The following is a 20206-nucleotide window of genomic DNA, read 5'->3' on the forward strand; positions in this document are numbered from 1 at the left end:
CGCCGCGGCGGCGACCGCGGCCAGCGCCGCGACGACCGCCCACGCCACGCGGGCGGACGTCGTCGTCGCGACGAGCAGCACCGCCGCCGTGCCGAGCGCGGTGCCCAGCTGCGCCGCCGTGTTCAGCACGCCCGCCGCCGTCGCGCGCAGGTGCTCGGCCACGCTCGTGCCCATGTCGTTCGCGGCGACCGACGACGCGCCCAGCCCGAGCCCGCTCAGCCCCGCCGTGACCGCGACACCGACCGGCTGCGGCCACGCGACGAGCACCGCGTCGGCGACCGCGACGAGCGCCAGGCCGGCCCCCATCGTGCGCCGCCAGCCCCACCCCGCGACGACGCGCGGCGCCAGCGCCGACCCCGCGACCGCCAGCACGCTGACGCTCACGAGGGCGCCCGCCGCGGCGAGCGGCGACAGCCCGAGCTCGTCCTGCAGGTACAGGGTCGCGACGGTCGCGGACGAGCTCGTCGTCGCGGTGTTCGCGAAGGACCCGAGCGCGCCCCAGCGCAGCCGCCCGGACGCCCGTGCCGCCGGCGCGACGAGCGGGACCGCGGCCCGCCGCTCGGCCGCGACCAGTCCGACGGCAGCCGCCACGCCCGCCGCGAGCAGCGCCGCACCCACGGCGGTCGCGGCCGTCTCGGCGAGCACCGTCGGCCCGGCGACGAGCCCCATCGCCCCACCGGTGAGCAGCAGGGCCGACGTCCACGGGATCCGCACGTCCCGGTCCGCGCCCGCGTCGGGCGGCAGCACGGCGCGCACGGCGACGACGAGCCCGACCGCGAGCGCGACCGTCAGCCAGAACACCGCCCGCCACGTCGCCACCTCGGTGACGACACCGCCCACCACGAACCCCGCGGCGCCCGCCGTGGCCCCCGCCGCGCTCCACGCCGCGACGGCGCGCCGGCGTCGCGCGCCCTCGGGCACGAGCGTCGTCAGCAGGCGCAGCGCGGCGGGGACGGACGCCGCGGCCGCGGCACCCTGCAGCGCGCGGGACGCGGTGAGCAGCACGACGTCGCCGGCCGTCGCACCGAGCACCGATGCGGCCCCGTACAGCGCGACGGCGGCCAGCAGCACGCGCCGGTGGCCGAGCCGGTCGCCGAGCCGCGCGGCGACCATGAGCAGCCCGCCGAAGACCATCGCGTAGGCGGTGACGACGAACGTGCCCTCGCCCGGCGTCGCGCCCAGGTCGTCCAGCATCCGCGGCAGCGTCGTGACGACGACCGTCACGCCCAGCACGTCGACGAGCTGGACGAGGCAGAGCGTCACGGTGACGGCGACCACCCCGGCGGGCGTCGCGGTGCGGCGCCCGGACCCTCCCGTCACCCGTGCGCCGCCAGGAAGGCCGCCAGGTCGGCCGCGATGCGCTCGGGCTCCTCACCGTTGACCGCGTGCGTCGCCCCCGCGTACAGCCGCACGGTGGCGTCGGGCAGCGCTCGCTCCGCCACCGCGGCGGCGTCGGTCGCGTCGTGCATGACCGAGTCCTCGGCGAGGACCACGAGCACCGGCACGTCGAGGTCCCGGAGCGCGTCCTCGGGCACGCGCGACGGCTGGGGGAGCCGCATGGCGTACCCCCGCATGCCGGCCTCGATCATCTCGGCGACCGGCACGTCCTCGACGGGTGCGCCGCCCGCCGTGTACGAGGCGAAGGAGTCGCGCCACGACCGCGGGAGCCACGGCACGGACGCCGGGATCGCGCGCAACGCCGTGCCCACGGGGATGTCGCCCACCACCTGCACGGGCTCGAGCAGCGTCAGGCTCGCGACGCGCTCGGGTCGCCGCAGGGCGAGGTTCGTGGCCGTCCACCCGCCGATCGACAGGCCGACGACGTGGAACCCGTCCTCGGGCAGGGCGGCGAGCATCTCGTCGAGCCACGCCGCCTGGGCGTCGTGGTCCGTGACCGGCCGCTCCTGCACGCTGCGCCCCGGCTCGCCGAGCAGGTCGAGCGCGTAGACGTCGGCCACCTCGACCAGCGAGGGCAGGTTGTCCGCCCAGACCGGCGTGCCCGACGCCGTCCCGGGCAGCAGGACGAGCGGCGTCGCGCGGTCCGCAGTGCCCGCGAACCGGTACACGCGGACGACGCCGAACGACGTCCGCACGTCCCGCGTCTCCGCGGGATGCGGCAGGTCCTCGAAGGCCTCGTCGTAGGCGGCGAGGTACCGGTCCTGCGCGTCGGCGCTGCGCCAGTGGCCCACGGGCGACGGCTCGCGCAGCAGGAACGCGACCACGACGGCGGCCACGGCGACGACGGCGAGCGCGACGAGCCAGCGCCGTCGTCGCCGGCGGGGCGGCGGACGGTCGGCGGGTGTGGCGCCGGCCGGGACGGGTCCTGCTGCGCTCGTGGTCACGGTGGCCCCCTCGCAGAGCGGCTGCCTCGTGCACGACCGTACGACCGCCGTCCGACACCCGCGCCCGCGGCCCTCCGGATGCAGGTCAGCGGCCCGGGTGCGACGGTGGACGCCGGAGCGGGGGGACGACCCACGAGGAGGCAGCGTGCGCGCACTGACCTGGCAGGGCCGCGAGAAGGTCACCGTCGAGACGGTCCCGGACCCCCGCGTGCAGGAGCCGACGGACGCGGTGATCCGCGTGACGTCGACCGCCATCTGCGGCTCGGACCTGCACCTGTACGGGGTCCTCGGTCCGTACCTGACGCCCGGCGACATCCTCGGGCACGAGGCGATGGGCGTCGTCGAGGAGGTCGGGCCGGAGGCCGCGGGACGGCTGAAGGTCGGCGACCGCGTGGTCGTGCCGTTCGGCATCGCGTGCGGCGCGTGCTTCTTCTGCACGCGCGGCCTGCAGTCGCAGTGCGAGACGACGCAGGTCCGCAGCCAGGGCAAGGGCGCCGCCCTGTTCGGGTACACCGAGCTGTACGGCAGCGTGCCCGGCGGGCAGGCGCAGTACCTGCGCGTGCCGCAGGCGCAGTACGGGCCCGTCGTCGTCCCCGACGACGGCCGGCCCGACGAGACCTACCTCTACCTGTCCGACGTCCTGCCCACGGCGTGGCAGGCCGTCGCGTACGCCGACGTCCCGCCCGGCGGCACCGTCGCGGTCGTGGGCCTCGGCCCGATCGGCCAGATGGCGGCGCGCATCGCGCTGCACCTCGGGGCGGGCCGGGTCATCGGCATCGACCGCGTCCCGGAGCGGCTCGCGATGGCGGCGCGGCACGGCGTCGACGTCCTCGACGCGTCGCAGTGCGACGACGTCCCCGCCGTGGTGCGCGACCGCACGCAGGGGCGCGGCGCCGACGCCGTCGTCGAGGCCGTGGGCATGGAGGCGCACGGGTCGCCGGTGTTCGAGCTCGCGCAGAAGGGCGCCGGGTTCCTGCCCGACGCGCTCGCGAGGCCGTTCATCGAGAAGGCCGGCGTCGACCGGATGGCCGCGCTCCAGACGGCGATCGGCGTCGCCCGCCGCGGTGCGACCGTGTCGGTCGTCGGCGTGTACGGCGGCGCCATCGACCCGTTCCCGATGATGGACGTGTTCGACCGCCAGCTGACCGTGCGCTTCGGCCAGGCCAACGTGCGGCGCTGGGTCGACGACATCCTGCCGCTCGTCACGGACGACACCGACCCGCTCGGCGTGCTCGACCTGCGCACCCACCGCGTGCCGCTCGAGCGCGCGCCCGAGCTGTACGACACGTTCCAGCGCAAGGCGGACGGCTGCATCAAGGTCGTGCTCGACCCCGCCGCCTGAGCGGGGACCGGGGCGCACGGCGACGGGCACGGACGGGACGAGCACGCACGGACGAGGGCGGACGGAGGCACCATGCGGGTCGTGGTCGTGGGGGCCAGCGGGAACATCGGCACGGCGGTCCTGCGCCGGCTCCGGGAGGACGCGACGATCACGTCGCTGGTCGGGGTGGCGCGGCGGGCGCCGCGGCAGACGCCGCCGCCCCCGTACGACGTCGAGTGGGTGCAGTGCCACATCGGCGCGGCCGGCGCCGACGAGCCGGTCGTCGCCGCGCTCGCGGACGCGTTCGCCGGCGCGAACGCCGTGGTGCACCTCGCGTGGGCGATCCAGCCGAGCCACGACCGGTCGTACCAGCGCGCGGTCAACGTCGAGGGCACGCGGCGGATCGTCGCCGCGGTGCGCCGCGCCGGCGTGCCGCACCTGGTCGTCGCGTCGTCCGTCGGCGTCTACGGCCCGGCGCACGACGACGAGCCGAAGGACGAGCGGTTCCCGGCGACGGGCGTCCCGACCTCCGACTACAGCGTCGACAAGGCCGACATGGAGCGCGTGCTGGACGAGGCCGAGGCGGCGGACGCCGGCCTGGCGATCACGCGCATGCGCCCCGCGCTGGTGTTCCAGCGCGACGCCGGCCACGAGATCCACGGGATCTTCCTCGGGCGGCTCGTGCCCGGCCGGCTGCTCGACGGCAGGGTGCCCGTGCTGCCGTGGCCGCGCGGCGTGCGCGTGCAGGCGGTGCACGCCGACGACCTCGCGGAGGCGTTCCGCGAGGCGATCGTGCGGCAGGCCCGCGGCGCGTTCAACCTCGCGGGGCCGGGCGTGCTGCGCGGGCCGGACGTGGCGGCCGTCCTCTCGCAGTCGAAGCTGCGCGAGGTGCCGCCGACGGCCCTGCGCGCGGGGCTGCTCGCCGCCTGGCACGCGCGTCTCGCGCCCATCGGCCCCGGCTGGCTCGACCTCGCCGCGTCCGTGCCGCTCCTCGACACGTCGCGCGCCGAGGAGATGCTCGGCTGGCGCCCGCGGCGCACCGCCCAGGAGGCGCTGCGCGAGCTCGTCGACGGCATCGCGGACGGCGCCGGCACGGTCAGCCCACCCCTGCGCGCCCGCCACCTGCGGGCCTGACGGCATGCTGGGCGCATGAGCACCCCCACGCAGCCCGCGGTCGACCCCGAGCGGTTCGTGCTCGGGAACCCGTCCGCGCCCGTGACCGTCGTCGAGTTCGGCGACCTCGAGTGCCCGTACTGCCGCGCGGCCGCGCCGGTGCTGCGGCGCCTCGTCGAGGAGTCCGACGGCCGGGTGCGCCTCGTCTGGCGGCACTTCCCGCTGTTCCAGGTGCACCCGCACGCGCTCGCGGCCGCGCTCGCCGCCGAGGCCGCGGGGGCCCACGGCCGGTTCTGGGAGCTGCACGACCGCCTCTTCGCCGACCAGGAGCACCTCACCGACGACGACCTGCGCGCGCACGCCGTCGCGCTCGGCCTCGACCCGGAGGACCTCGTGGGGGAGCGGGCCGAGCAGCACGCCGACGCGGTGCGCGCCGACTACGCGGACGGGCTGGCGCTCGAGGTGCCCGGCACGCCGACCGTCTTCGTCGACGGCGTGCGGTTCCGCGGCCGGATCGAGCTCGAGGCGCTGCGGGCGGTCGTCGACGCGCTGGAGGCATGACCGCGGACGTCGCGCGCGCGGCACCGCGCCCGTGCGCGACGATGAGGACGTGACCACCGCCGACGACGCCGCCCTGCCCCGCACCACCGCCCCGACCACGCCGGCGGGCCCGCCGCTGCCGCGGACCGCGCTCGTGACCGGCGCCGGCCGCGGCATCGGCCGGGAGCTCGCGCTCGGCCTCGCGCGCGCCGGGTACGCGGTCGGGCTCGTGGGGCGCACCCGCGCCCGGCTCGACGACGTCGCCGACGAGGTCCGGGCGACGGGCGCCGCGGTCGCCGTCGCGGCGGCCGACCTGGTCGACGCGACCGCCGTCGCGGACGCGGTCGCGCGCGTCGAGGCGGCGCTGCCCGGCGGCGTCGGCCTGCTCGTCAACAACGCGGGCGTCATCGAGGAGAACGAGCTGCCGTTCGCCGACGACGACGTCGAGGACGTGTGGCGCGTGGTCGAGACGAACCTGCGCGGCCCGCTCCTCGTCACGCACGCCCTGCTCCCCGGCATGCTGACGCGCGGCGGCGGCCGCGTCCTGCAGGTCAACTCCGGCGCGGGCCACCGCGCCCAGCCCACGTACACCGGGTACACGATCAGCAAGGGCGCGCTGGCGCGCCTCACCACGCAGCTCGACCACCAGTACCGCGAGCGGGGTCTGCGCGTGCTCGACCTCGCCCCGGGCGTCGTCGCGACCGACATGACGGCCGCGATGCCGGTGCACGCGACGCGCACCGACTGGACGTCGCCCGCGCAGGTGCTCGAGCTCGCCCTCGGGTTCGCGGACGGCGCCCTCGACGCGCTGTCGGGGCGTTTCGTGCGTGCGGGCGTCGACACGGTGGACTCCCTGCGCGCCGCGACGCCCGCGATCCTCGCGACCGACGCCCGGCGGCTGCGGCTGTCGACGTGGGGCCCGGACGACCCGGTCGCCTGACCCGCGCCGGTCAGGACCGCGCGGCGCCGCCCCACGGCAGCGGCGGCAGCTCCGGCGGCAGCCGCGGCGGTGAGCACAGCGGCAGCCGCTCGCCCAGCCAGCGCAGCAGCAGCGACCCCGCGACGGCGGCGACGAGCGACCCGGTGAGCACGCCGATCTTCGCGTGCTCGAGCTGCACGGGGTCGTCGAACGCGAGGCCGGCGATGAACAGCGAGATGGTGAAGCCGATGCCGGCGAGCACGGCGCCGCCGAGCAGGTGCCCCCACCGCACGCGCCCCGGCAGGTCACCGAGGCCGAGGCGCAGGGCGAGCGTCGCCGCGCCGGTGATGCCGACCGCGTTGCCGACCACGAGCGCGACGGCGACGCCGATCGTCAGGCGGGAGCGGAACGCGTCCGCGAGCGTCTCCGGGTCGAGGTTCACGCCGGCGTTCGCGAGCCCGAACAGCGGCACGACGACGTAGGCGCTCCACGGGTGCAGGACGCGCTGCAGCCGGTCGCCCGTCGGCACCGCGGCGCGGCCCGCGCGCTCCGCGGCGTGCTCCCGGTCGGCGCCGCCCTCGTGCAGGAAGCGGCGCGCGTGGGCGGCCACGTCGTCCCGCCGCTCGTCGCGGGGCAGGGACGTCGGCACGAGCAGGCCGACGAGCACGCCGGCGATGGTGGCGTGCACGCCCGAGGCGAGCACCGCGCCCCACAGCGCGAGCCCCACGACGACGTACGGCGTCAGCTGCCAGACCCGCCGCAGCCGCAGCGCCAGCAGCGCGAGCACGAGGGCGCCGGACACGGCGAGGGCCCGCAGGTCGACCTCGTCCGTGTAGAACACCGCCATCGCCGTGATCGCCCCGATGTCGTCGACGATGGCGAGCGTCAGCAGGAACAGCCGCAGCCGGTCCGGGCAGCGCGGGCCGAACAGGGCCAGCACGCCGACGAGGAACGCAGTGTCGGTCGACATGACGACGCCCCACCCGTGCGCGGCCTCGCCGCCGCCCTCGACGAGCAGGAACACGCCGACGGGCACGAGGAGGCCGCCGAGGGCGCCGAGCGCCGGCACCGCCACGGCCCGCGGGTCGCGCAGCTCGCCGCGCGTCGCCTCGCGGTTGATCTCGAGGCCGACGACCGCGAAGAACAGCGCCATCGCGGCGTCGTTGACCCAGTGCTGCAGGTCGAGCTCGAGGCCCGCACCGCCGAGGAACACGCCGGCGGGCGTGTGCCACAGGGCCGCGTAGGAGTCCCGCCACGGCGAGTTGGCCCACACGAGCGCCAGCACCGTCGCCGCGAGCAGCGCCACGGCGCTGCCCGCCTCGGTCGACAGGAACGTGCGCAGGCCGGGGGCGAGGGTCGTCATCCGCTCGCGCAGCGCGGGACGCGCGGCGCCGCGCACCGGCGCGGTCGTCACAGGGCGGGCGACGTGCGCACGGCGGGGACGCGGGCGCCGTCGCCCTGGGCGCGCAGCGCGTCGCGGAGGCGTTCCGCGGCGTCGTCGAGCTGCTCCGCCGGCACGTCCTGCCGGGCGTTCGCGAACGTGAGGCTCGACTCGTCCCACGCGGGGAGCACGTGCAGGTGCAGGTGGGGGACCTCGAAGCCGGCGACGAGGAGCGCCGCGCGCGGCGCGCCCCACGCCGCCTGCTGAGCCCGTCCGACGGCCTTGGCGACGACGACGAGGTGCGCGAGCAGGTCGTCGTCGGCGTCCGTGAGCTGGTCGACCTCGTCCCGCGGGACGACGAGCGCGTGCCCGTCCGTGAGGGGGGCGATGGTCGTGAACGCCACCGCACGGTCGTCGGCCCAGACGAACCGGCCGGGGATCTCGCCGTCGATGATGCGCGTGAACAGCGTGGTCATGGCCTCACGCTAGCGGGCGGGCGCCGGCGCGGGGACACCCGCCCGCGTGGTCCTCGGCGGAGGCCCGAAACGTTTAGCGACCCTCCGGGGCGTTGTCCCGGACCCGGGCGAACGCCTAGGAATCGGGTGTGCCTGCCCCCACCCTCTCCCGCCCCCGTCCCTCGCGTACCGCCCTGGCGCTCCTCGGCGCCGTCGGTCTCGCCCTCACGGCCGCGTGCTCGACCGGCACGCCCGACGAGGGGTCCGACGCCGCGGCCACCGCCGCCGCCCCCGAGCAGACGCCGACCGTCCTGCCGAGCGCCCCGGTCACCCTGACGCCCGCCGACGCGCCCGACTGCCTGCCCGAGGGCGTCGCCGCCGCGCAGGTCGGCGAGGCCCCCGCGACCACGACCGTCGCCTGGGCCGGCTCCGGCGACCGCGGCGTCGTGCTGGCCCCGCAGGTCGACGGCGACGTCTGCCAGTGGGCCGACGAGCTCGTCCGCCTGGCCGGCGAGGGCTACCTCGTCGCGACCTACGCGTGGGGGACCAGCGGCGAGGCCGGGTTCGCCTCCGCGGTCGACGTGCTCGAGGCCACGGGCGCGACGCGGCTCGCCTTCGTCGGCGCGTCCGCCGGCGGCACCCTCGCGGCGGGCCTCGCCGACGACCTCGGCGCCACGGCCGTCGTCGCGCTCAGCCCGCCCGCGCAGTACGGCGAGGTGGACGCCCGCGCGGCGTCGAGCACGTTCACCGGCCCCCTCCAGGTGTTCGCGTCCACCGAGGACCCGCAGGTGCCGCTGACGGACAGCACGCAGGTCGCGCGGCAGGACAAGACGTCCGTCACCACGCAGATCCCGGGCACGGCGCACGGCATCGAGTTCCTCGCGGGCGACCACGCCGAGCACGTGCGCACCGTGGTGGACGAGGCGCTGACGCAGGGCTTCGGCGGCTGAGCCGACCCGCCGCACGGACGAGCGCCCGGCCACCCCACGAGTGGTGGCCGGGCGCTCGTCCGTCGCCCGTGGCGCCCCGGGCGGTGCGTCAGAGGTAGCGCAGCGGGTCGAACTCCTCGAGCGGGATGATCCGCAGGCGCGGCAGCTGCACGTTGAACGCCGCGACGTCCGCCTCGAGGTCGAACGTGCGCAGGCCGCGGGCGGTCAGGGTCGCGAGCTGCTGGCTCGTGAACTCCCGGAAGGCGAGCAGGCCGACGTTCCGCCCGGCGTCGACGAGCTCCTCGACCTCGGGCGCGAAGTCGCCGTCGTGGCTGGCCAGCAGCACGTCGCCCTCGCGTGCGGCCAGCGCCTGCAGCGTGCGCTTGATGCCGATGTCGACGACCTTCTCGTACGACTCGCCGGCCAGGGGGATCGGCACGAAGCCGATGGCCGTCAGCGCCTGCACGAACGACATCGGCAGCGAGCCGTTCGAGGCGTTGAGGAAGAACAGGGCCTTCACGGGCTGGCCCCACGTCTGCTGCGCGAACGTCAGCACGCGCTCCCAGCGCGGCCGCTGCTCGGGCGTGGGGCGCCCGCCGAGGATCGAGGAGCCGAGGGTGGCGTCGATGTTCTCGCCGTCCACCAGCAGGTAGGTCGTGCCCGTGGGGGCCGCGTCGCTCATCGCCCCAGGCTAGACGCGCGTGGGCCGCGACGGCGCCGTCCGTCGGCGGCGTGGGTGACATGATGCGTCCTCGTCGAGGTGCGACGACGAGTGCGGCGGGCGCACGGCCCGCGAGAGGTGAGCCGGTGATGGTGGAGGACGACCGGGACGGCCCCCTGGACGTCACTCCCGACCCCGGCGCGGTCCGGGCGTCGGCGGAGGCGTGGGAGGCGCTGTTCCGCGCGCAGGTGACGCTGCTGCGCCGGTTCGCGCGCGACGACGTGTGGGGCGGCCTGAGCATGCGGGAGTACGACGTGCTCTTCACGCTCGCGCGAGCGCCCGGCCGGGCCCTGCGCCTGCGGGAGCTCGCGGCGGGCAGCCTGCTCACCCAGCCGAGCCTGTCCCGCCTCGTCGAGCGGCTGGAGGAGACCGGCCTGGTGCGCCGCGGACCCGTCGAGGGCGACCGGCGCGGCACCGCGGTCCACCTCACCGACGCGGGGGCGGCCCGCCAGCGGGAGATCGGGCGCCGGCACGTGCGCTCGATCCACGCGCTCGTCGGCGGCGCGCTCGACGCCGACGAGCTCACGACCCTGCAGCACCTGTGCGACAAGCTCCGCCTCGCGCAGGCGGCGCTGCCGGACCCCGGGCCCGCCGCGGACGCCGGCGAGCCCGCCGTCGACGCCGCCGCCGGCTGAGCCGCGCCGGGGACCTCCGACCCACGACGGCCGCGACGTCGCGCCGGACGATGGTCGTGCGGGCGGACGCCCCGCGGCACGACGGCGGAGGAGGGGCGATGCGGATCCTGCTGGCGGTGGCCTCCCGGCACCACGGGACCTGGGAGATCGGCGAGGTGGTCGCGGACGTGCTGCGCGGGCACGGCCACGAGGTCGAGCAGCGGGCGCCCGAGGACGTCGACGACGTCGACGGCTACGACGCGGTGCTCCTCGGGTCCGCCGTGTACACGGCGCACTGGCTGCCCGCCGCGCGCGAGATGGCACGGCGGTGCGCGGACGGGCTCGCGGCACGGCCGGTCTGGCTCTTCTCCTCGGGCCTCGCGACGCAGCCCGCGAACGCGGCGAACTCGCCGCTCGAGATCCGCGCGCTCGTCGAGCGGGTCGGCGCGCGGGGGCACCGCAGCTTCCGCGGGCGGCTCGACCGGGCCGTCCTGTCGTTCGCCGAGCGCGCCGTCGTCGCCGGCGGCCGCGCCCGCGAGGGGGATCACCGCGACATGGTCGCGGTGGCCACGTGGGCGGGGGAGGTGGCCGAGGCGCTCGCCGGGGTCCCGGTCTCGGCACCGGCCCTCGCACCGCCCGCCGCCCGCGCCTCCCTCGCGGGCTGACGCGCCGGCACGGTCGGGTCAGGAGGCCCGCAGCACGCTGCCGCGCAGGGACCGGAGCTCGGCGGCGACCGCGGCCATCGCCGGCCGCTGGTCGGGCGCCGACCGGGTCATGGCCCGCAGCAGCCGGCGCCAGTCGGCGTCGAGGTCCTCCGGCACGTCGGGCACGCGGAGCAGCCGGGCGAGACCCGCCGTGAGCGGGTCGCCCGGGTACGCGCGCTCGCCCGTCAGGCACTCCAGCAGCAGCAGCCCGAGGGAGTACACGTCGCTCGCCGGGCCGACACGCTCGCCGAGGGCCTGCTCGGGGCTCTGGTAGCCGGCCGTGGCGCGGTCGTCCGTGCCGATCCGTCCGGCCTCGGTGCTGCCCTGCTCGGTCGCGGTCGCCGCGATCCCGAAGTCGGCGAGCACCACCGGCAGGGTCGGGGCGTCCCGGCGGCCGGTCGCCGCGCGCTCGTCGGCGACGAGCACGTTCGACGGCTTCACGTCGCGGTGCACGACGCCCGCGGCGTGCGCGTGCGCGAGGGCGTTCGCGAGCTGGCGGCCGACGTCGGCCGTCGTCGCCGGCGCCAGCGGGCCGTCCGCGAGCACGTGGCGGAGCGTGCGTCCCTCGACGAGCTCCATCACGAGGAAGGCCACGGGCCCGACCTCCGGCAGCACGTCGGCGCCCACGTCGAGGAGGGCGACGAGCGACGGGTGGGACAGGTCGGCCAGCACGCGCGCCTCGTGGGCGTAGCGCCGCACCTGCACCGGGCTCGCGCCGTCCAGGCGGAAGATCTTGACCGCCACCGGCCGGTCGAGCCGGCTGTCCCGCGCACGGAACACCTGTGCCGACCCGCCCTGGCCGAGGGGGTCGCCGAGCACGTAGCGGTGCGCGAGCTCCGGCACCGCGTGCCGTCCGCTCCTGCTCACGGCTTCTCGACCGTCATCGAAGGCTCCGGGTCCGTCGGGTTCGTCGGTCCGGCGGCGCGGGAAGATCGCCGCCCCGCGAGCCGACGCTAGGGGTCGCGGCGGCCCGTCGCACCTCGGAGCACCCGGACGGGTGACGCGGCGGGGGCGGCCGCCGCACGCGCCGCCCGGGACCCGTGCACGTCACGGACCCGGTCCCGACGGGAGGTGACGCGACGTCGCGACAACATCACGTCCGCACCGGTGCCGCTCGGCGCGAGCGCCGTCGGGACGCGGTGCGATGATCGGGAGGTGCCCCCCGTGACGCCTCCCGTGACCGACCCGACCGCCGCCGTGCGGCCCGACGTCGACGGGCTCGCCCCGTACGACGCGGTGCTCCTCTTCTCCTTCGGCGGGCCGAACGGTCCCGACGACGTGCTGCCGTTCCTGCGCAACGTCACCGCCGGCAAGAACATCCCCGACGAGCGCCTCGCCGAGGTCGCCGAGCACTACCACCACTTCGGCGGCCGCAGCCCGATCAACGAGCAGAACCTCGCGCTCCGGGCGGCGCTGCGCGCCGAGCTCGACCGGCGCGGGCTCACGACGCCCGTGCTGTGGGGCAACCGCAACTGGGAGCCGTACACGACGCAGGCGCTCGAGGAGGCGCGCGACCTCGGCGCGCAGCGCGTGCTGGCGCTCGTGACGTCGGCGTACTCGTCCTACTCCGGGTGCCGGCAGTACCGCGAGAACCTCTGGGCGGCGCTCGAGGACCTCGGCACGCAGGACGCGGCCACCGAGGGCCGGGCCCCGCTCGCCGTCGACAAGGTCCGCTCGTACTTCAACCACCCCGGCTTCGTCGCCGCCAACGTCGACGCGGTCGTCGAGGCCTACGGGCGCCTGCAGGCCGAGCACCCGGACGCGCCGTGGCCGCGACTCGTCTTCGTCACGCACTCCATCCCGGACACGATGGAGGAGGCGTCCGTCGTCGCCGGCGCGTCCTACGCGGAGCAGCACCTCGACGTGGCGCGCAGCGTCGTCGCGGCCGCCGCCGAGCGGCTCGGGCGCGCCGTCGAGTGGGACCTCGCGTACTGCTCGCGCTCGGGCCCGCCGAGCCAGCCGTGGCTCGAGCCCGACGTCAACGACCACCTCGAGGCGCTGCACGCCGCGGGGACGACGTCGGTCGTGCTGTCGCCCATCGGGTTCGTGTCCGACCACATGGAGGTCGCGTTCGACCTCGACACCGAGGCGCTCGAGACGGCGCAGGAGCTCGGAATGGCGGCCGTCCGCGCCGACTCCGTCGGCACGCGCGAGCCGTTCGTCCGCGGGCTCGTCGACCTGCTCCTCGAGCGGGCCGCCGTCCAGCGGTCGCTCGACGCGGGCGCCGAGCGACCGGCCGAGGCGACGGTCGGCGCCCTGCCGCCGTTCCGCTCGGTGTGCGTGCCGGGCTGCTGCCGCCAGCGCGCCGGCGTCGACTCCGGCATCCCCGCGGCCTGCTCGACCGACCCCTGGTCGTGAGCCGGGGCGGCGGTGCGCCGCCGCCCCGGCACCCCGACGCCCCACGCCAGACCCGCACCGACGGACGAGGACACCCCGTGACCACGCACGCCCCCACCGACCACGACGCCCTCAACGCGACGATCCGCTACACGATGTGGTCGGTGTTCGCGGCGCAGGGCGCGCTGCCCGCCGACGACGCGGAGCGGCGCGCGCTCGTCGCGGACGCGCAGGACGCCGTCGGGCAGGACGCCGGCCTCGTCGTCCGCGGCTGGTACGACGTGGGCGGGCTCCGGGCCGACGCGGACCTCATGGTCTGGTGGCACGCCGAGACGGTCGAGCAGGTGCAGGCCGCGTACCGGCGGCTGCGTGCGAGCGCGCTCGGCGCGCACCTGCGCCCGGTGTGGTCGGTCGTCGGGCTGCACCGACCCGCGGAGTTCAACCGTGCCCACGTGCCGGCCTTCCTCGCGGGCGAGCCCGCCGGGGACTACCTGTGCATCTACCCGTTCGTGCGGTCGTACGACTGGTACGTGCTGCCCGAGACGGACCGGCGGCGCATGCTCGTCGAGCACGGGCACGCGGCCCGCGACTACCCCGACGTGCGGGCCAACACCGTGTCGTCGTTCGCGCTCGGCGACTACGAGTGGCTGCTGGCGTTCGAGGCCGGCGAGCTGCACCGCATCGTCGACCTCATGCGCGAGCTGCGGAACACGGAGGCGCGGCTGCACGTGCGCGAGGAGGTGCCGTTCTACACGGGCCCCCGCGTGGCGCTCGGGGAGTGGGCGGAGCGGCTGCCCCGGGCCTGAGCGCCGCGACGGCCGACCGGTCCGTCACCCCGCGCCCGCGCCTCGCCCGGGCGCAGCGCCGGGCCCGGACGCCCGGGCCGGGCGCCGGCGCACGGCCGGTGCCATCATCGAGGCATGCGCGACGACGAGCGGACGGACGGTCCGGCGGCCGACGAGGTGGCCGACGGTGCGACGGCGGAGGCGCCCGACGGCGTGGCCTCCGACGGCGTGGCCTCGGACGGCGTGACGCCCGACGGCGTGGCCGACGGCGACGCGACGTGGCTGCACGGCACGTGGCGCGTCACGGAGGTGGACGGCGCGGCGCTCGAGGACGGCATCGAGGGGCCGCCGTGGCTGACCTTCGAGGGCGACGGGCAGGTGTACGGCTACGCGGGCGTCAACCACGTCCGCGGGACGTGGCGGGTGACCGACGGCCGGCTCGACCTGGGACCCGTCGTGCAGACGATGATGGCCGGGCCGCCCGGCCCCACGGCCACCGAGCAGGCCGTCACGGCGGTGCTCGCCGACGGCGGCGCGGTCCGGGCGGACGGCGACGACGTCGAGGTGCGTACGCCCGCCGGCCGCGTGGCGCGGCTCGTGCGGTCCGCCGCGCCGGCCGAGCCGGGGCCCGACCCGCAGGACGGCCCGCACGTGCTCGCGTGACCGTGCCACGTGGTCGGCGCGCACGGTGCGGCCGGCGCGACGGCGCAGGGCGTCAGCGACTGCAGGACGTCACGGGTAGAGACCGCGGATCTGGTGCGCCTCGGCCACCCGCCGCACGCCGATCGTCAGCGCGGCGTCCCGGAGCGTGATGCCCTCGGCGCGCGCGAGGGAGGCCACCGCGTCGTGGCTGGCCAGCATCTGCTGCTCGAGGCGCTCGTCGATCTCCTGCGCGGTCCACCAGTACGCCTGGTTCGCCTGCACCCACTCGAAGTAGCTGACGACGACGCCGCCCGCGTTCGCGAGGATGTCCGGCACCACGACGACGCCGCGCTCGGTGAGGACCCGGTCGCCCTCGCTCGTGGTCGGCCCGTTGGCGCCCTCGACCACCCAGCGTGCCTTGACCTGACCGGCGGTGTCGCCGTCGAGGACCCCCTCGACCGCGGCCGGCACGAGCAGGTCCACGTCGAGCGTCAGCAGGCCGTGGTTGTCGATCGGGTCCGCGTCCGCGAAGCCGACGACCGTGCCTGTGCGCGCCACGTGCGCGAGGAGGGCCGGCAGGTCGAGCCCGTCGCCGCGGTGCACGCCCCCGTGCGCGTCGCTGACCGCGAGCACGCGGGCGCCCGCCTCGTGCAGCAGGCGCGCGGCGTGGGAGCCGACCTTGCCGAACCCCTGGACGGCGGCGGTGACCTCGCGCAGGTGCACGCCGTCCCGGGCCAGCGCCGCGCGCGCGGTGTGCACGACGCCCTGCGACGTCGCGGTCGCCCGCCCGAGGGACCCGCCGACCGCCAGCGGCTTGCCCGTCGTCACCGCGGGGATCGTGAAGCCCCGGTTGACCGAGTACGTGTCCATGACCCACGCCATGGTCTGCTCGTCGGTGCCGATGTCGGGGGCCATGATGTCCCGCTCCGGTCCGATGATCGGCATGATCTCGCTGGTGTAGCGGCGCGTGACGCGTTCGAGCTCGGCGCGCGAGTGCGCGTGCGGGTCGATCGTCACGCCGCCCTTCGCGCCGCCGTACGGCACGTCGACGACGGCGCACTTCCAGGTCATCCACATCGCGAGCGCGCGGACCTCGTCGAGGTCGACGCCCGCCGCGTACCGCAGCCCGCCCTTGCCGGGGCCCCGGGAGATGTTGTGCTGCACGCGGTACCCGGTGAAGACCTCGGTGCGGCCGTCGTCGCGCCGCAGCGGCACGGCCACGCGCATCTCGCGGCGTGGGGTGGCGAGCATGGCGTGCAGGCCCGCGTCGTAGCCGAGGATGTCGACGGCGCGTGCGAGCTGGCTCTGGGCGGTCGCGAGCGGGCTGGTGTCGACCGCCCCGGCAGGGCCGGGGTCGCGGTCGGTCGTCGGTCGTGCCGCCTCGGTGGGCACGGGGTCGGCGTGGTCGGCGGCGGGTCGCGCCGCGGTGTGCGGGGGCGTCGTCGCCCCGTCGGTGGAGGGGTGATCCATGTCACCTACCCTGGCACGCCCGTGCGGGCGGGGCAGGTCAGCAGACGCGGATGTCGGTGACCCACCGGGCGACGTTGCCGCCCAGGTGCCGGCTGTGCCGCGCGGGTACCAGCACGCACATGCCGGCCGACCCGTCGGAGAACACCGGCGCCACGAACATCGAGCGGTGCTGGCAGTTGTACACCCGGGCCGACCACGGCGACGGGAACGCCAGGTAGTACGAGGACAGGTACGAGCACCAGTCCTCCTCGTCCTCGATCGTGGCGAGGGGCTCGGCGCCCCCGCCGGGCGCAGGGAGCCCGGGACCCGCGGGGGCGGCGGGCAGGCCGGCACCGCGGTCGACCGGCGCGGGGGCGACAGCCAGGGCCGGTGCCGCGACCACGGCGGTGAGGACACCCGCCAGCAGGCCGGCGACGACCGCGGCGAGGGCGCGCGTGCCGGGGTGGCGGTGCGACGCCGCAGCACCGCGCCGCGAGGCGGGGTGACGCGGGACGTCGTGACGCGGGACGTCGTGCCGGACGGGGGAGGGGGTGCCGCGCATGGGGCTCCTCTCGTCGGCCCCGCGCGTGGACGGCGACGCGAGGTGTGGAGAGGCGCCGCACGTCGTCGGGCGGCGCCGGGCTCCACCTTCGCGAATCGGACGCCGACCTGTCAAGCGGCGAGAAGACCCGAGTCACGCGTTGTACCGACTCCGGCGTGAGCCCGGGCCGCGACGCGACGTCCCGAGGTCCGGGAGCGACCGTGCCGGTCCGTGGCGGCCCGTCTCCCCGACGAAGGTGCCTCCGCTCAGGAGGACTCCCGCACCACCAGCTCGGGGTCGAAGATGAGCGGGTCCTCGTGCGGTGCGCCGTGCAGCTGGTCGAGCAGGCGGGCGCCGGCGGCGCGGGCCATCGCGACGACCGGCTGGATGACGCTCGTCAGCGGCGGGTTGGTGGACGCCGCGACGCCCGAGTTGTCGTAGCCGACGACGGCGACGTCGCCGGGCACGTCCCGGCCGAGCTCCGCGAGGACGCCCATGGCGCCGGCGGCCATCAGGTCGGAGGCGATGAAGATGCCGTCGACGTCGGGGTGCCGCTCGAGCAGCTCACGCGCGGCGCGTGCACCGGACGTGATGGTGAAGTCGCCGTGCACGACGGCGGACTGGTCGAGGCCGGACGCCTCCATGGCCAGGCGCCAGCCCGCGAGGCGGTCGATGCCCGCGGACATGTCCTGCGGGCCCGCGATGGTCCCGATGCGCCGACGGCCCCGGTCGAGGAGGTGCTGGGTCGCGATGCGCCCGCCCTCGGTGTTGTCGGTGTCGACGTACTGGACGTCGTCGTCCGGCGCCGACAGCGGGCGGCCGACGAAGACGTTCGGCACCCGGGAGGCGAGGAGTGCGCGGTCGAGCTCGTCGTCGCGGTGGTGGGAGACCACGATCGCGCCGTCGACGTGCCCGTTGCGCAGGTAGCGGATGGTCCGCTCGCTCTCTCCCGGCCGGGCGATGACGAGGACGACCTGGATGTCGGAGTCGGCGAGCGAGGTGCTCAGCCCGTTGAGGGTGCCGGCGAAGAAGGGGTCCGAGAGCACGCGCTCGTCGGGCTCGGGCACCACGAGCGCGATGGAGTCGGTGCGCCGCGTGACGAGCGAGCGGGCGGCGCGGTTCGGGGTGTACCCGAGGTCCGCGACCGCGGCCTCGACGGCGGAGAGGGCCTCGGGCGACACCCGTAGGCCGCCGTTGATGGCACGGGAGGCGGTGGAGCGGGACACGCCGGCGCGCTCGGCCACCTGCTCCAGTGTCGGCGCGGCGGGGCGTACCTGCTCCGCGCGCGTCGGGACGTTCTCGACCACCGTTGGTCTCCTCCTGTGGCTGCTCCGTGGCAGCGTGGACGTGCTCCGGCCCTGTGCGCCCCCCGCACACGCGAGGTTACCGCCGGGGACGACCACCGGGTCGGGCGCACGCGCGGCGCACGCCCGACCCGGTGGGGGAGTGGGTCAGCCCTTGACGGCGCCGGCCATGATGCCCGCGACCAGCTGCCGGCCTGCGGCGATGAACAGCAGGAGCAGCGGGATCGTGGAGAGCACGACGCCCGCCATGATCAGGGACATGTCCTTGAAGTAGGACGCCTGCAGCAGCTGCAGCGCCACGGGCAGCGTCGGGTTCGAGTTCCCCAGGACGATGAACGGCCAGAAGAAGTTCGTCCACGACGCGACGAACGTGAAGAGCCCGAGCATGACCGCCGCCGGGCGGGCGGCGGGCAGCGCGATGCTCCAGAACGTGCGGATCATGCTGGCGCCGTCGACGCGCGCCGCCTCGATCAGCTCGTAGGGGAGCGCGCTCTGCAGGTACTGCGTCATCCAGAACACGCCGAACGCGGTGACGAGCCCGGGCACGATGACGGCGACGAGCTTGCCGATCCAGCCGAGCTCGGCCATCACGATGAACAGCGGGATGACGCCGAGCTGGGTCGGCACGGCGGTCGTCGCGATGACGAACAGGAGCAGCCCGTTGCGGCCCTTGAAGCGCAGCTTCGAGAAGGAGAACCCGGCGAGCGTGGAGAACAGCACCACGGACGCGGAGGTCACCACGGCCACGACGACCGAGTTCCAGAGCGCCTTCCAGAAGTTGATGTCGGCGGTGAGGACGCGGTTGACGTTCTCGAAGAAGTTGCCCTGGGGGATCGGCGACGGGATCGGGTTCTGCGCGATGGTCTGCGCGTCCGAGCTCGCGAGCAGGAACGCGTAGTACAGCGGCAGGACCGACACGACGATCGCGAGCGTGAGCAGCGTGTAGGTGACCCAGCCGGGCCGACGGTCGGACCCGTGCCCGCGGGTCCGCTTGACGTACCGGGCGGCGCTCGCGCCGGCGGTCTGCCGGACGAAGGGTGCGCTGGGGGCGCTCATCGCGTGACCTTCTTTCGTGCACGGGGGGCCGAGTCGGACGCGATGCGCCGGGTCAGCCAGAAGTTGAGCAGGCCGAACGCGAGGATGATGAGGAACAGCACCCACGCCACGGCGGCGGCCCGGCCGAAGCTCTTCTGGTTGCCGAAGGCCAGCTCGTAGATGTACATCGTCACCGTCATCCACTGACGGCCGGCACCGCCCTGACCGAGCTGGTCGAACATGCGCGGCTCGTCGAAGATCTGGAGACCACCGATCGTCGAGGTGATGACGACGAAGATGATGGTCGGGCGGATCGACGGGATCGTGATCGAGAAGAACTGGCGCGCACGCGTGGCGCCGTCGATGACGGCCGCCTCGTAGAGGTCGCGCGGCACGGCCTGCATGGCCGCGAGCAGGATCAGCGTGTTGTAGCCGATCCAGCGGAAGTTCACCATCGTCGCGATGGCGATGTGGCTCGGGACCACCTCACCGTGCCAGCGGATCGGGTCGATGCCCACCATGCCGAGGAACGCGTTGGCCACGCCGGACTGGTCCGCGAAGATCTTGCCGAACAGGAGCGAGACGGCGACCGGGGCCACCACGTACGGCACCAGGACACCCATGCGCCAGAACGTGCGCGCCCGCAGGTTCGCGTCCAGGAGCGCCGCGAGGACGATCGCCACCAGCAGCTGGGGGATCGTCGACAGCGCGAAGATGCTGAAGGTGTTGCGCAGGCCCTTCCAGAAGTTCGGCTCCTGGAAGACGAACGCGAAGTTGTCGAACCCGACGAACTCGCCCTTGCCGCCGAGCAGGTGCCAGTCGAAGACCGACACGTAGGCGGTGTACAGCAGGGGGAAGAGCCCCGTCAGGGCGAACAGCAGGAAGAACGGCGAGATGTACAGGTAGGGCGAGACCTTGACGTCCCAGCGGCTGAGCTTCTGGCTGAAGCCGAGCCGGCGCGGCTCGCGCGGGGCGTCGGGCAGTCGGCGCTGGGTGCGCGGCTGCGTGGTGGTGGCCATGGCGGGGTCCTCCGGGAGATGGGGCTGACGCGTGCGGGGCCGGGTCGGTGGCGGT

At 75.9% G+C, this 20206-nt stretch carries 21 protein-coding genes; 10 read left to right on the forward strand and 11 right to left on the reverse strand.

The genetic code is table 11. The annotated features are described in order from the left end of the window. A partial coding sequence (locus AB6N23_RS08490; RefSeq protein ID WP_412865658.1) for an MFS transporter occupies window positions 1-1320 on the reverse strand: 1320 nt, incomplete at its 3' end. Further along, on the reverse strand, window positions 1317-2342 hold the full coding sequence (locus tag AB6N23_RS08495; RefSeq protein WP_412865659.1) for an alpha/beta fold hydrolase: 1026 nt from the start codon (window positions 2340-2342) through the stop codon (window positions 1317-1319). The genes AB6N23_RS08490 and AB6N23_RS08495, both read right to left, overlap by 4 nt. A gap of 145 nt (window positions 2343-2487) precedes the next feature. On the opposite strand from AB6N23_RS08495, the gene AB6N23_RS08500 reads away from it, so the two are divergent. From AB6N23_RS08500 to AB6N23_RS08515, 4 genes are all read left to right on the forward strand, one after another. Next, a complete protein-coding gene (locus AB6N23_RS08500) occupies window positions 2488-3684 on the forward strand; it encodes a zinc-dependent alcohol dehydrogenase (RefSeq protein WP_412865660.1) in 1197 nt (398 codons plus the stop codon). Window positions 3685-3756: 72 nt separating this feature from the next. Continuing rightward, a complete protein-coding gene (locus AB6N23_RS08505) occupies window positions 3757-4797 on the forward strand; it encodes an NAD-dependent epimerase/dehydratase family protein (protein WP_412865661.1) in 1041 nt (346 codons plus the stop codon). Between the two features lie 15 nt (window positions 4798-4812). Next, complete coding sequence (locus AB6N23_RS08510) at window positions 4813-5337, forward strand: DsbA family protein (protein ID WP_412865662.1); 525 nt, start codon at window positions 4813-4815, stop codon at window positions 5335-5337. Between the two features lie 73 nt (window positions 5338-5410). Next, window positions 5411-6256, forward strand: coding sequence for an SDR family NAD(P)-dependent oxidoreductase (locus AB6N23_RS08515; RefSeq protein WP_412865681.1), 846 nt, complete (start codon window positions 5411-5413; stop codon window positions 6254-6256). A gap of 10 nt (window positions 6257-6266) precedes the next feature. Here AB6N23_RS08515 and nhaA read toward each other — a convergent pair whose 3' ends face one another. After that, the gene (nhaA, locus tag AB6N23_RS08520) at window positions 6267-7649 is read right to left on the reverse strand and encodes a Na+/H+ antiporter NhaA (RefSeq protein WP_412865663.1); all 1383 of its coding nucleotides are present in this window, start codon (window positions 7647-7649) and stop codon (window positions 6267-6269) included. Further along, window positions 7646-8092 (reverse strand): HIT family protein, encoded by a 447-nt coding sequence (locus AB6N23_RS08525; RefSeq protein ID WP_412865664.1) that lies wholly within the window; start codon window positions 8090-8092, stop codon window positions 7646-7648. Before AB6N23_RS08525 ends, nhaA begins: the two co-directional genes overlap by 4 nt. Before the next feature lie 128 nt (window positions 8093-8220). Here AB6N23_RS08525 and AB6N23_RS08530 point away from each other — a divergent pair, with 128 nt between their 5' ends. Beyond that, window positions 8221-9021 carry an alpha/beta hydrolase family protein gene (locus AB6N23_RS08530; RefSeq protein ID WP_412865665.1) on the forward strand — a complete coding sequence of 267 codons (801 nt, stop codon included), beginning with the start codon at window positions 8221-8223 and terminating at the stop codon, window positions 9019-9021. Window positions 9022-9109: 88 nt separating this feature from the next. Here the strand turns inward: AB6N23_RS08530 and AB6N23_RS08535 are convergent, their stop codons facing one another. Beyond that, window positions 9110-9682: an NYN domain-containing protein gene (locus tag AB6N23_RS08535; protein WP_378208139.1), complete on the reverse strand. Its 573-nt coding sequence runs from the start codon at window positions 9680-9682 to the stop codon at window positions 9110-9112. 128 nt (window positions 9683-9810) lie between these two features. Between AB6N23_RS08535 and AB6N23_RS08540 the strand changes: the two genes are divergently transcribed. Together AB6N23_RS08540 and AB6N23_RS08545 are read left to right on the forward strand one after the other, a co-directional pair. Continuing rightward, window positions 9811-10356: a MarR family winged helix-turn-helix transcriptional regulator gene (locus AB6N23_RS08540; RefSeq protein ID WP_412865682.1), complete on the forward strand. Its 546-nt coding sequence runs from the start codon at window positions 9811-9813 to the stop codon at window positions 10354-10356. A 98-nt stretch (window positions 10357-10454) separates the two neighbouring features. Then, window positions 10455-11000 (forward strand): flavodoxin domain-containing protein, encoded by a 546-nt coding sequence (locus AB6N23_RS08545; protein ID WP_412865666.1) that lies wholly within the window; start codon window positions 10455-10457, stop codon window positions 10998-11000. An 18-nt stretch (window positions 11001-11018) separates the two neighbouring features. Here the strand turns inward: AB6N23_RS08545 and AB6N23_RS08550 are convergent, their stop codons facing one another. Next, the gene (locus tag AB6N23_RS08550) at window positions 11019-11906 is read right to left on the reverse strand and encodes a serine/threonine-protein kinase (protein ID WP_412865667.1); all 888 of its coding nucleotides are present in this window, start codon (window positions 11904-11906) and stop codon (window positions 11019-11021) included. A 297-nt stretch (window positions 11907-12203) separates the two neighbouring features. On the opposite strand from AB6N23_RS08550, the gene AB6N23_RS08555 reads away from it, so the two are divergent. The 3 genes from AB6N23_RS08555 to AB6N23_RS08565 all read left to right on the forward strand — a co-directional run bounded on the left by AB6N23_RS08555 (window position 12204) and on the right by AB6N23_RS08565 (window position 14824). Further along, entirely contained in the window at window positions 12204-13397 is a 1194-nt protein-coding gene (locus AB6N23_RS08555; protein ID WP_412865668.1) for a ferrochelatase, read from the forward strand. A gap of 77 nt (window positions 13398-13474) precedes the next feature. Next, window positions 13475-14182: a hydrogen peroxide-dependent heme synthase gene (hemQ, locus tag AB6N23_RS08560; RefSeq protein WP_412865669.1), complete on the forward strand. Its 708-nt coding sequence runs from the start codon at window positions 13475-13477 to the stop codon at window positions 14180-14182. A 114-nt stretch (window positions 14183-14296) separates the two neighbouring features. Next, entirely contained in the window at window positions 14297-14824 is a 528-nt protein-coding gene (locus AB6N23_RS08565; RefSeq protein ID WP_412865670.1) for an META domain-containing protein, read from the forward strand. A gap of 69 nt (window positions 14825-14893) precedes the next feature. On the opposite strand, the gene AB6N23_RS08570 is transcribed toward AB6N23_RS08565, so the two are convergent. From AB6N23_RS08570 to AB6N23_RS08590, 5 genes are all read right to left on the reverse strand, one after another. Continuing rightward, the gene (locus AB6N23_RS08570; RefSeq protein ID WP_412865671.1) at window positions 14894-16273 is read right to left on the reverse strand and encodes a Glu/Leu/Phe/Val family dehydrogenase; all 1380 of its coding nucleotides are present in this window, start codon (window positions 16271-16273) and stop codon (window positions 14894-14896) included. Between the two features lie 37 nt (window positions 16274-16310). Further along, window positions 16311-16814, reverse strand: coding sequence for a hypothetical protein (locus tag AB6N23_RS08575; RefSeq protein ID WP_412865672.1), 504 nt, complete (start codon window positions 16812-16814; stop codon window positions 16311-16313). A gap of 245 nt (window positions 16815-17059) precedes the next feature. Next, window positions 17060-18100, reverse strand: coding sequence for a LacI family DNA-binding transcriptional regulator (locus AB6N23_RS08580; protein WP_412865673.1), 1041 nt, complete (start codon window positions 18098-18100; stop codon window positions 17060-17062). A 144-nt stretch (window positions 18101-18244) separates the two neighbouring features. Further along, window positions 18245-19153, reverse strand: coding sequence for a carbohydrate ABC transporter permease (locus AB6N23_RS08585; protein ID WP_412865674.1), 909 nt, complete (start codon window positions 19151-19153; stop codon window positions 18245-18247). Beyond that, window positions 19150-20151 carry a carbohydrate ABC transporter permease gene (locus AB6N23_RS08590; protein WP_412865675.1) on the reverse strand — a complete coding sequence of 334 codons (1002 nt, stop codon included), beginning with the start codon at window positions 20149-20151 and terminating at the stop codon, window positions 19150-19152. Before AB6N23_RS08590 ends, AB6N23_RS08585 begins: the two co-directional genes overlap by 4 nt. Window positions 20152-20206 lie beyond the last annotated feature (55 nt).

The organism is Cellulomonas pasadenensis (genome assembly GCF_047229365.1).
GTDB lineage: Bacteria > Actinomycetota > Actinomycetes > Actinomycetales > Cellulomonadaceae > Cellulomonas.

Bases quoted from the DNA above. Each gene is read 5' to 3' on its own strand.
- AB6N23_RS08505 (WP_412865661.1), top strand. From the start codon at position 3,757: ATGCGGGTCGTGGTCGTGGGGGCCAGCGGGAACATCGGCACGGCGGTC.
- AB6N23_RS08510 (WP_412865662.1), top strand. From the start codon at position 4,813: ATGAGCACCCCCACGCAGCCCGCGGTCGACCCCGAGCGGTTCGTGCTC.
- AB6N23_RS08525 (WP_412865664.1), bottom strand. From the start codon at position 8,092: ATGACCACGCTGTTCACGCGCATCATCGACGGCGAGATCCCCGGCCGG.
- AB6N23_RS08535 (WP_378208139.1), bottom strand. From the start codon at position 9,682: ATGAGCGACGCGGCCCCCACGGGCACGACCTACCTGCTGGTGGACGGC.
- AB6N23_RS08540 (WP_412865682.1), top strand. From the start codon at position 9,811: ATGGTGGAGGACGACCGGGACGGCCCCCTGGACGTCACTCCCGACCCC.
- AB6N23_RS08545 (WP_412865666.1), top strand. From the start codon at position 10,455: ATGCGGATCCTGCTGGCGGTGGCCTCCCGGCACCACGGGACCTGGGAG.
- AB6N23_RS08565 (WP_412865670.1), top strand. From the start codon at position 14,297: ATGCGCGACGACGAGCGGACGGACGGTCCGGCGGCCGACGAGGTGGCC.
- AB6N23_RS08570 (WP_412865671.1), bottom strand. From the start codon at position 16,273: ATGGATCACCCCTCCACCGACGGGGCGACGACGCCCCCGCACACCGCG.
- AB6N23_RS08575 (WP_412865672.1), bottom strand. From the start codon at position 16,814: ATGCGCGGCACCCCCTCCCCCGTCCGGCACGACGTCCCGCGTCACGAC.
- AB6N23_RS08585 (WP_412865674.1), bottom strand. From the start codon at position 19,153: ATGAGCGCCCCCAGCGCACCCTTCGTCCGGCAGACCGCCGGCGCGAGC.
- AB6N23_RS08590 (WP_412865675.1), bottom strand. From the start codon at position 20,151: ATGGCCACCACCACGCAGCCGCGCACCCAGCGCCGACTGCCCGACGCC.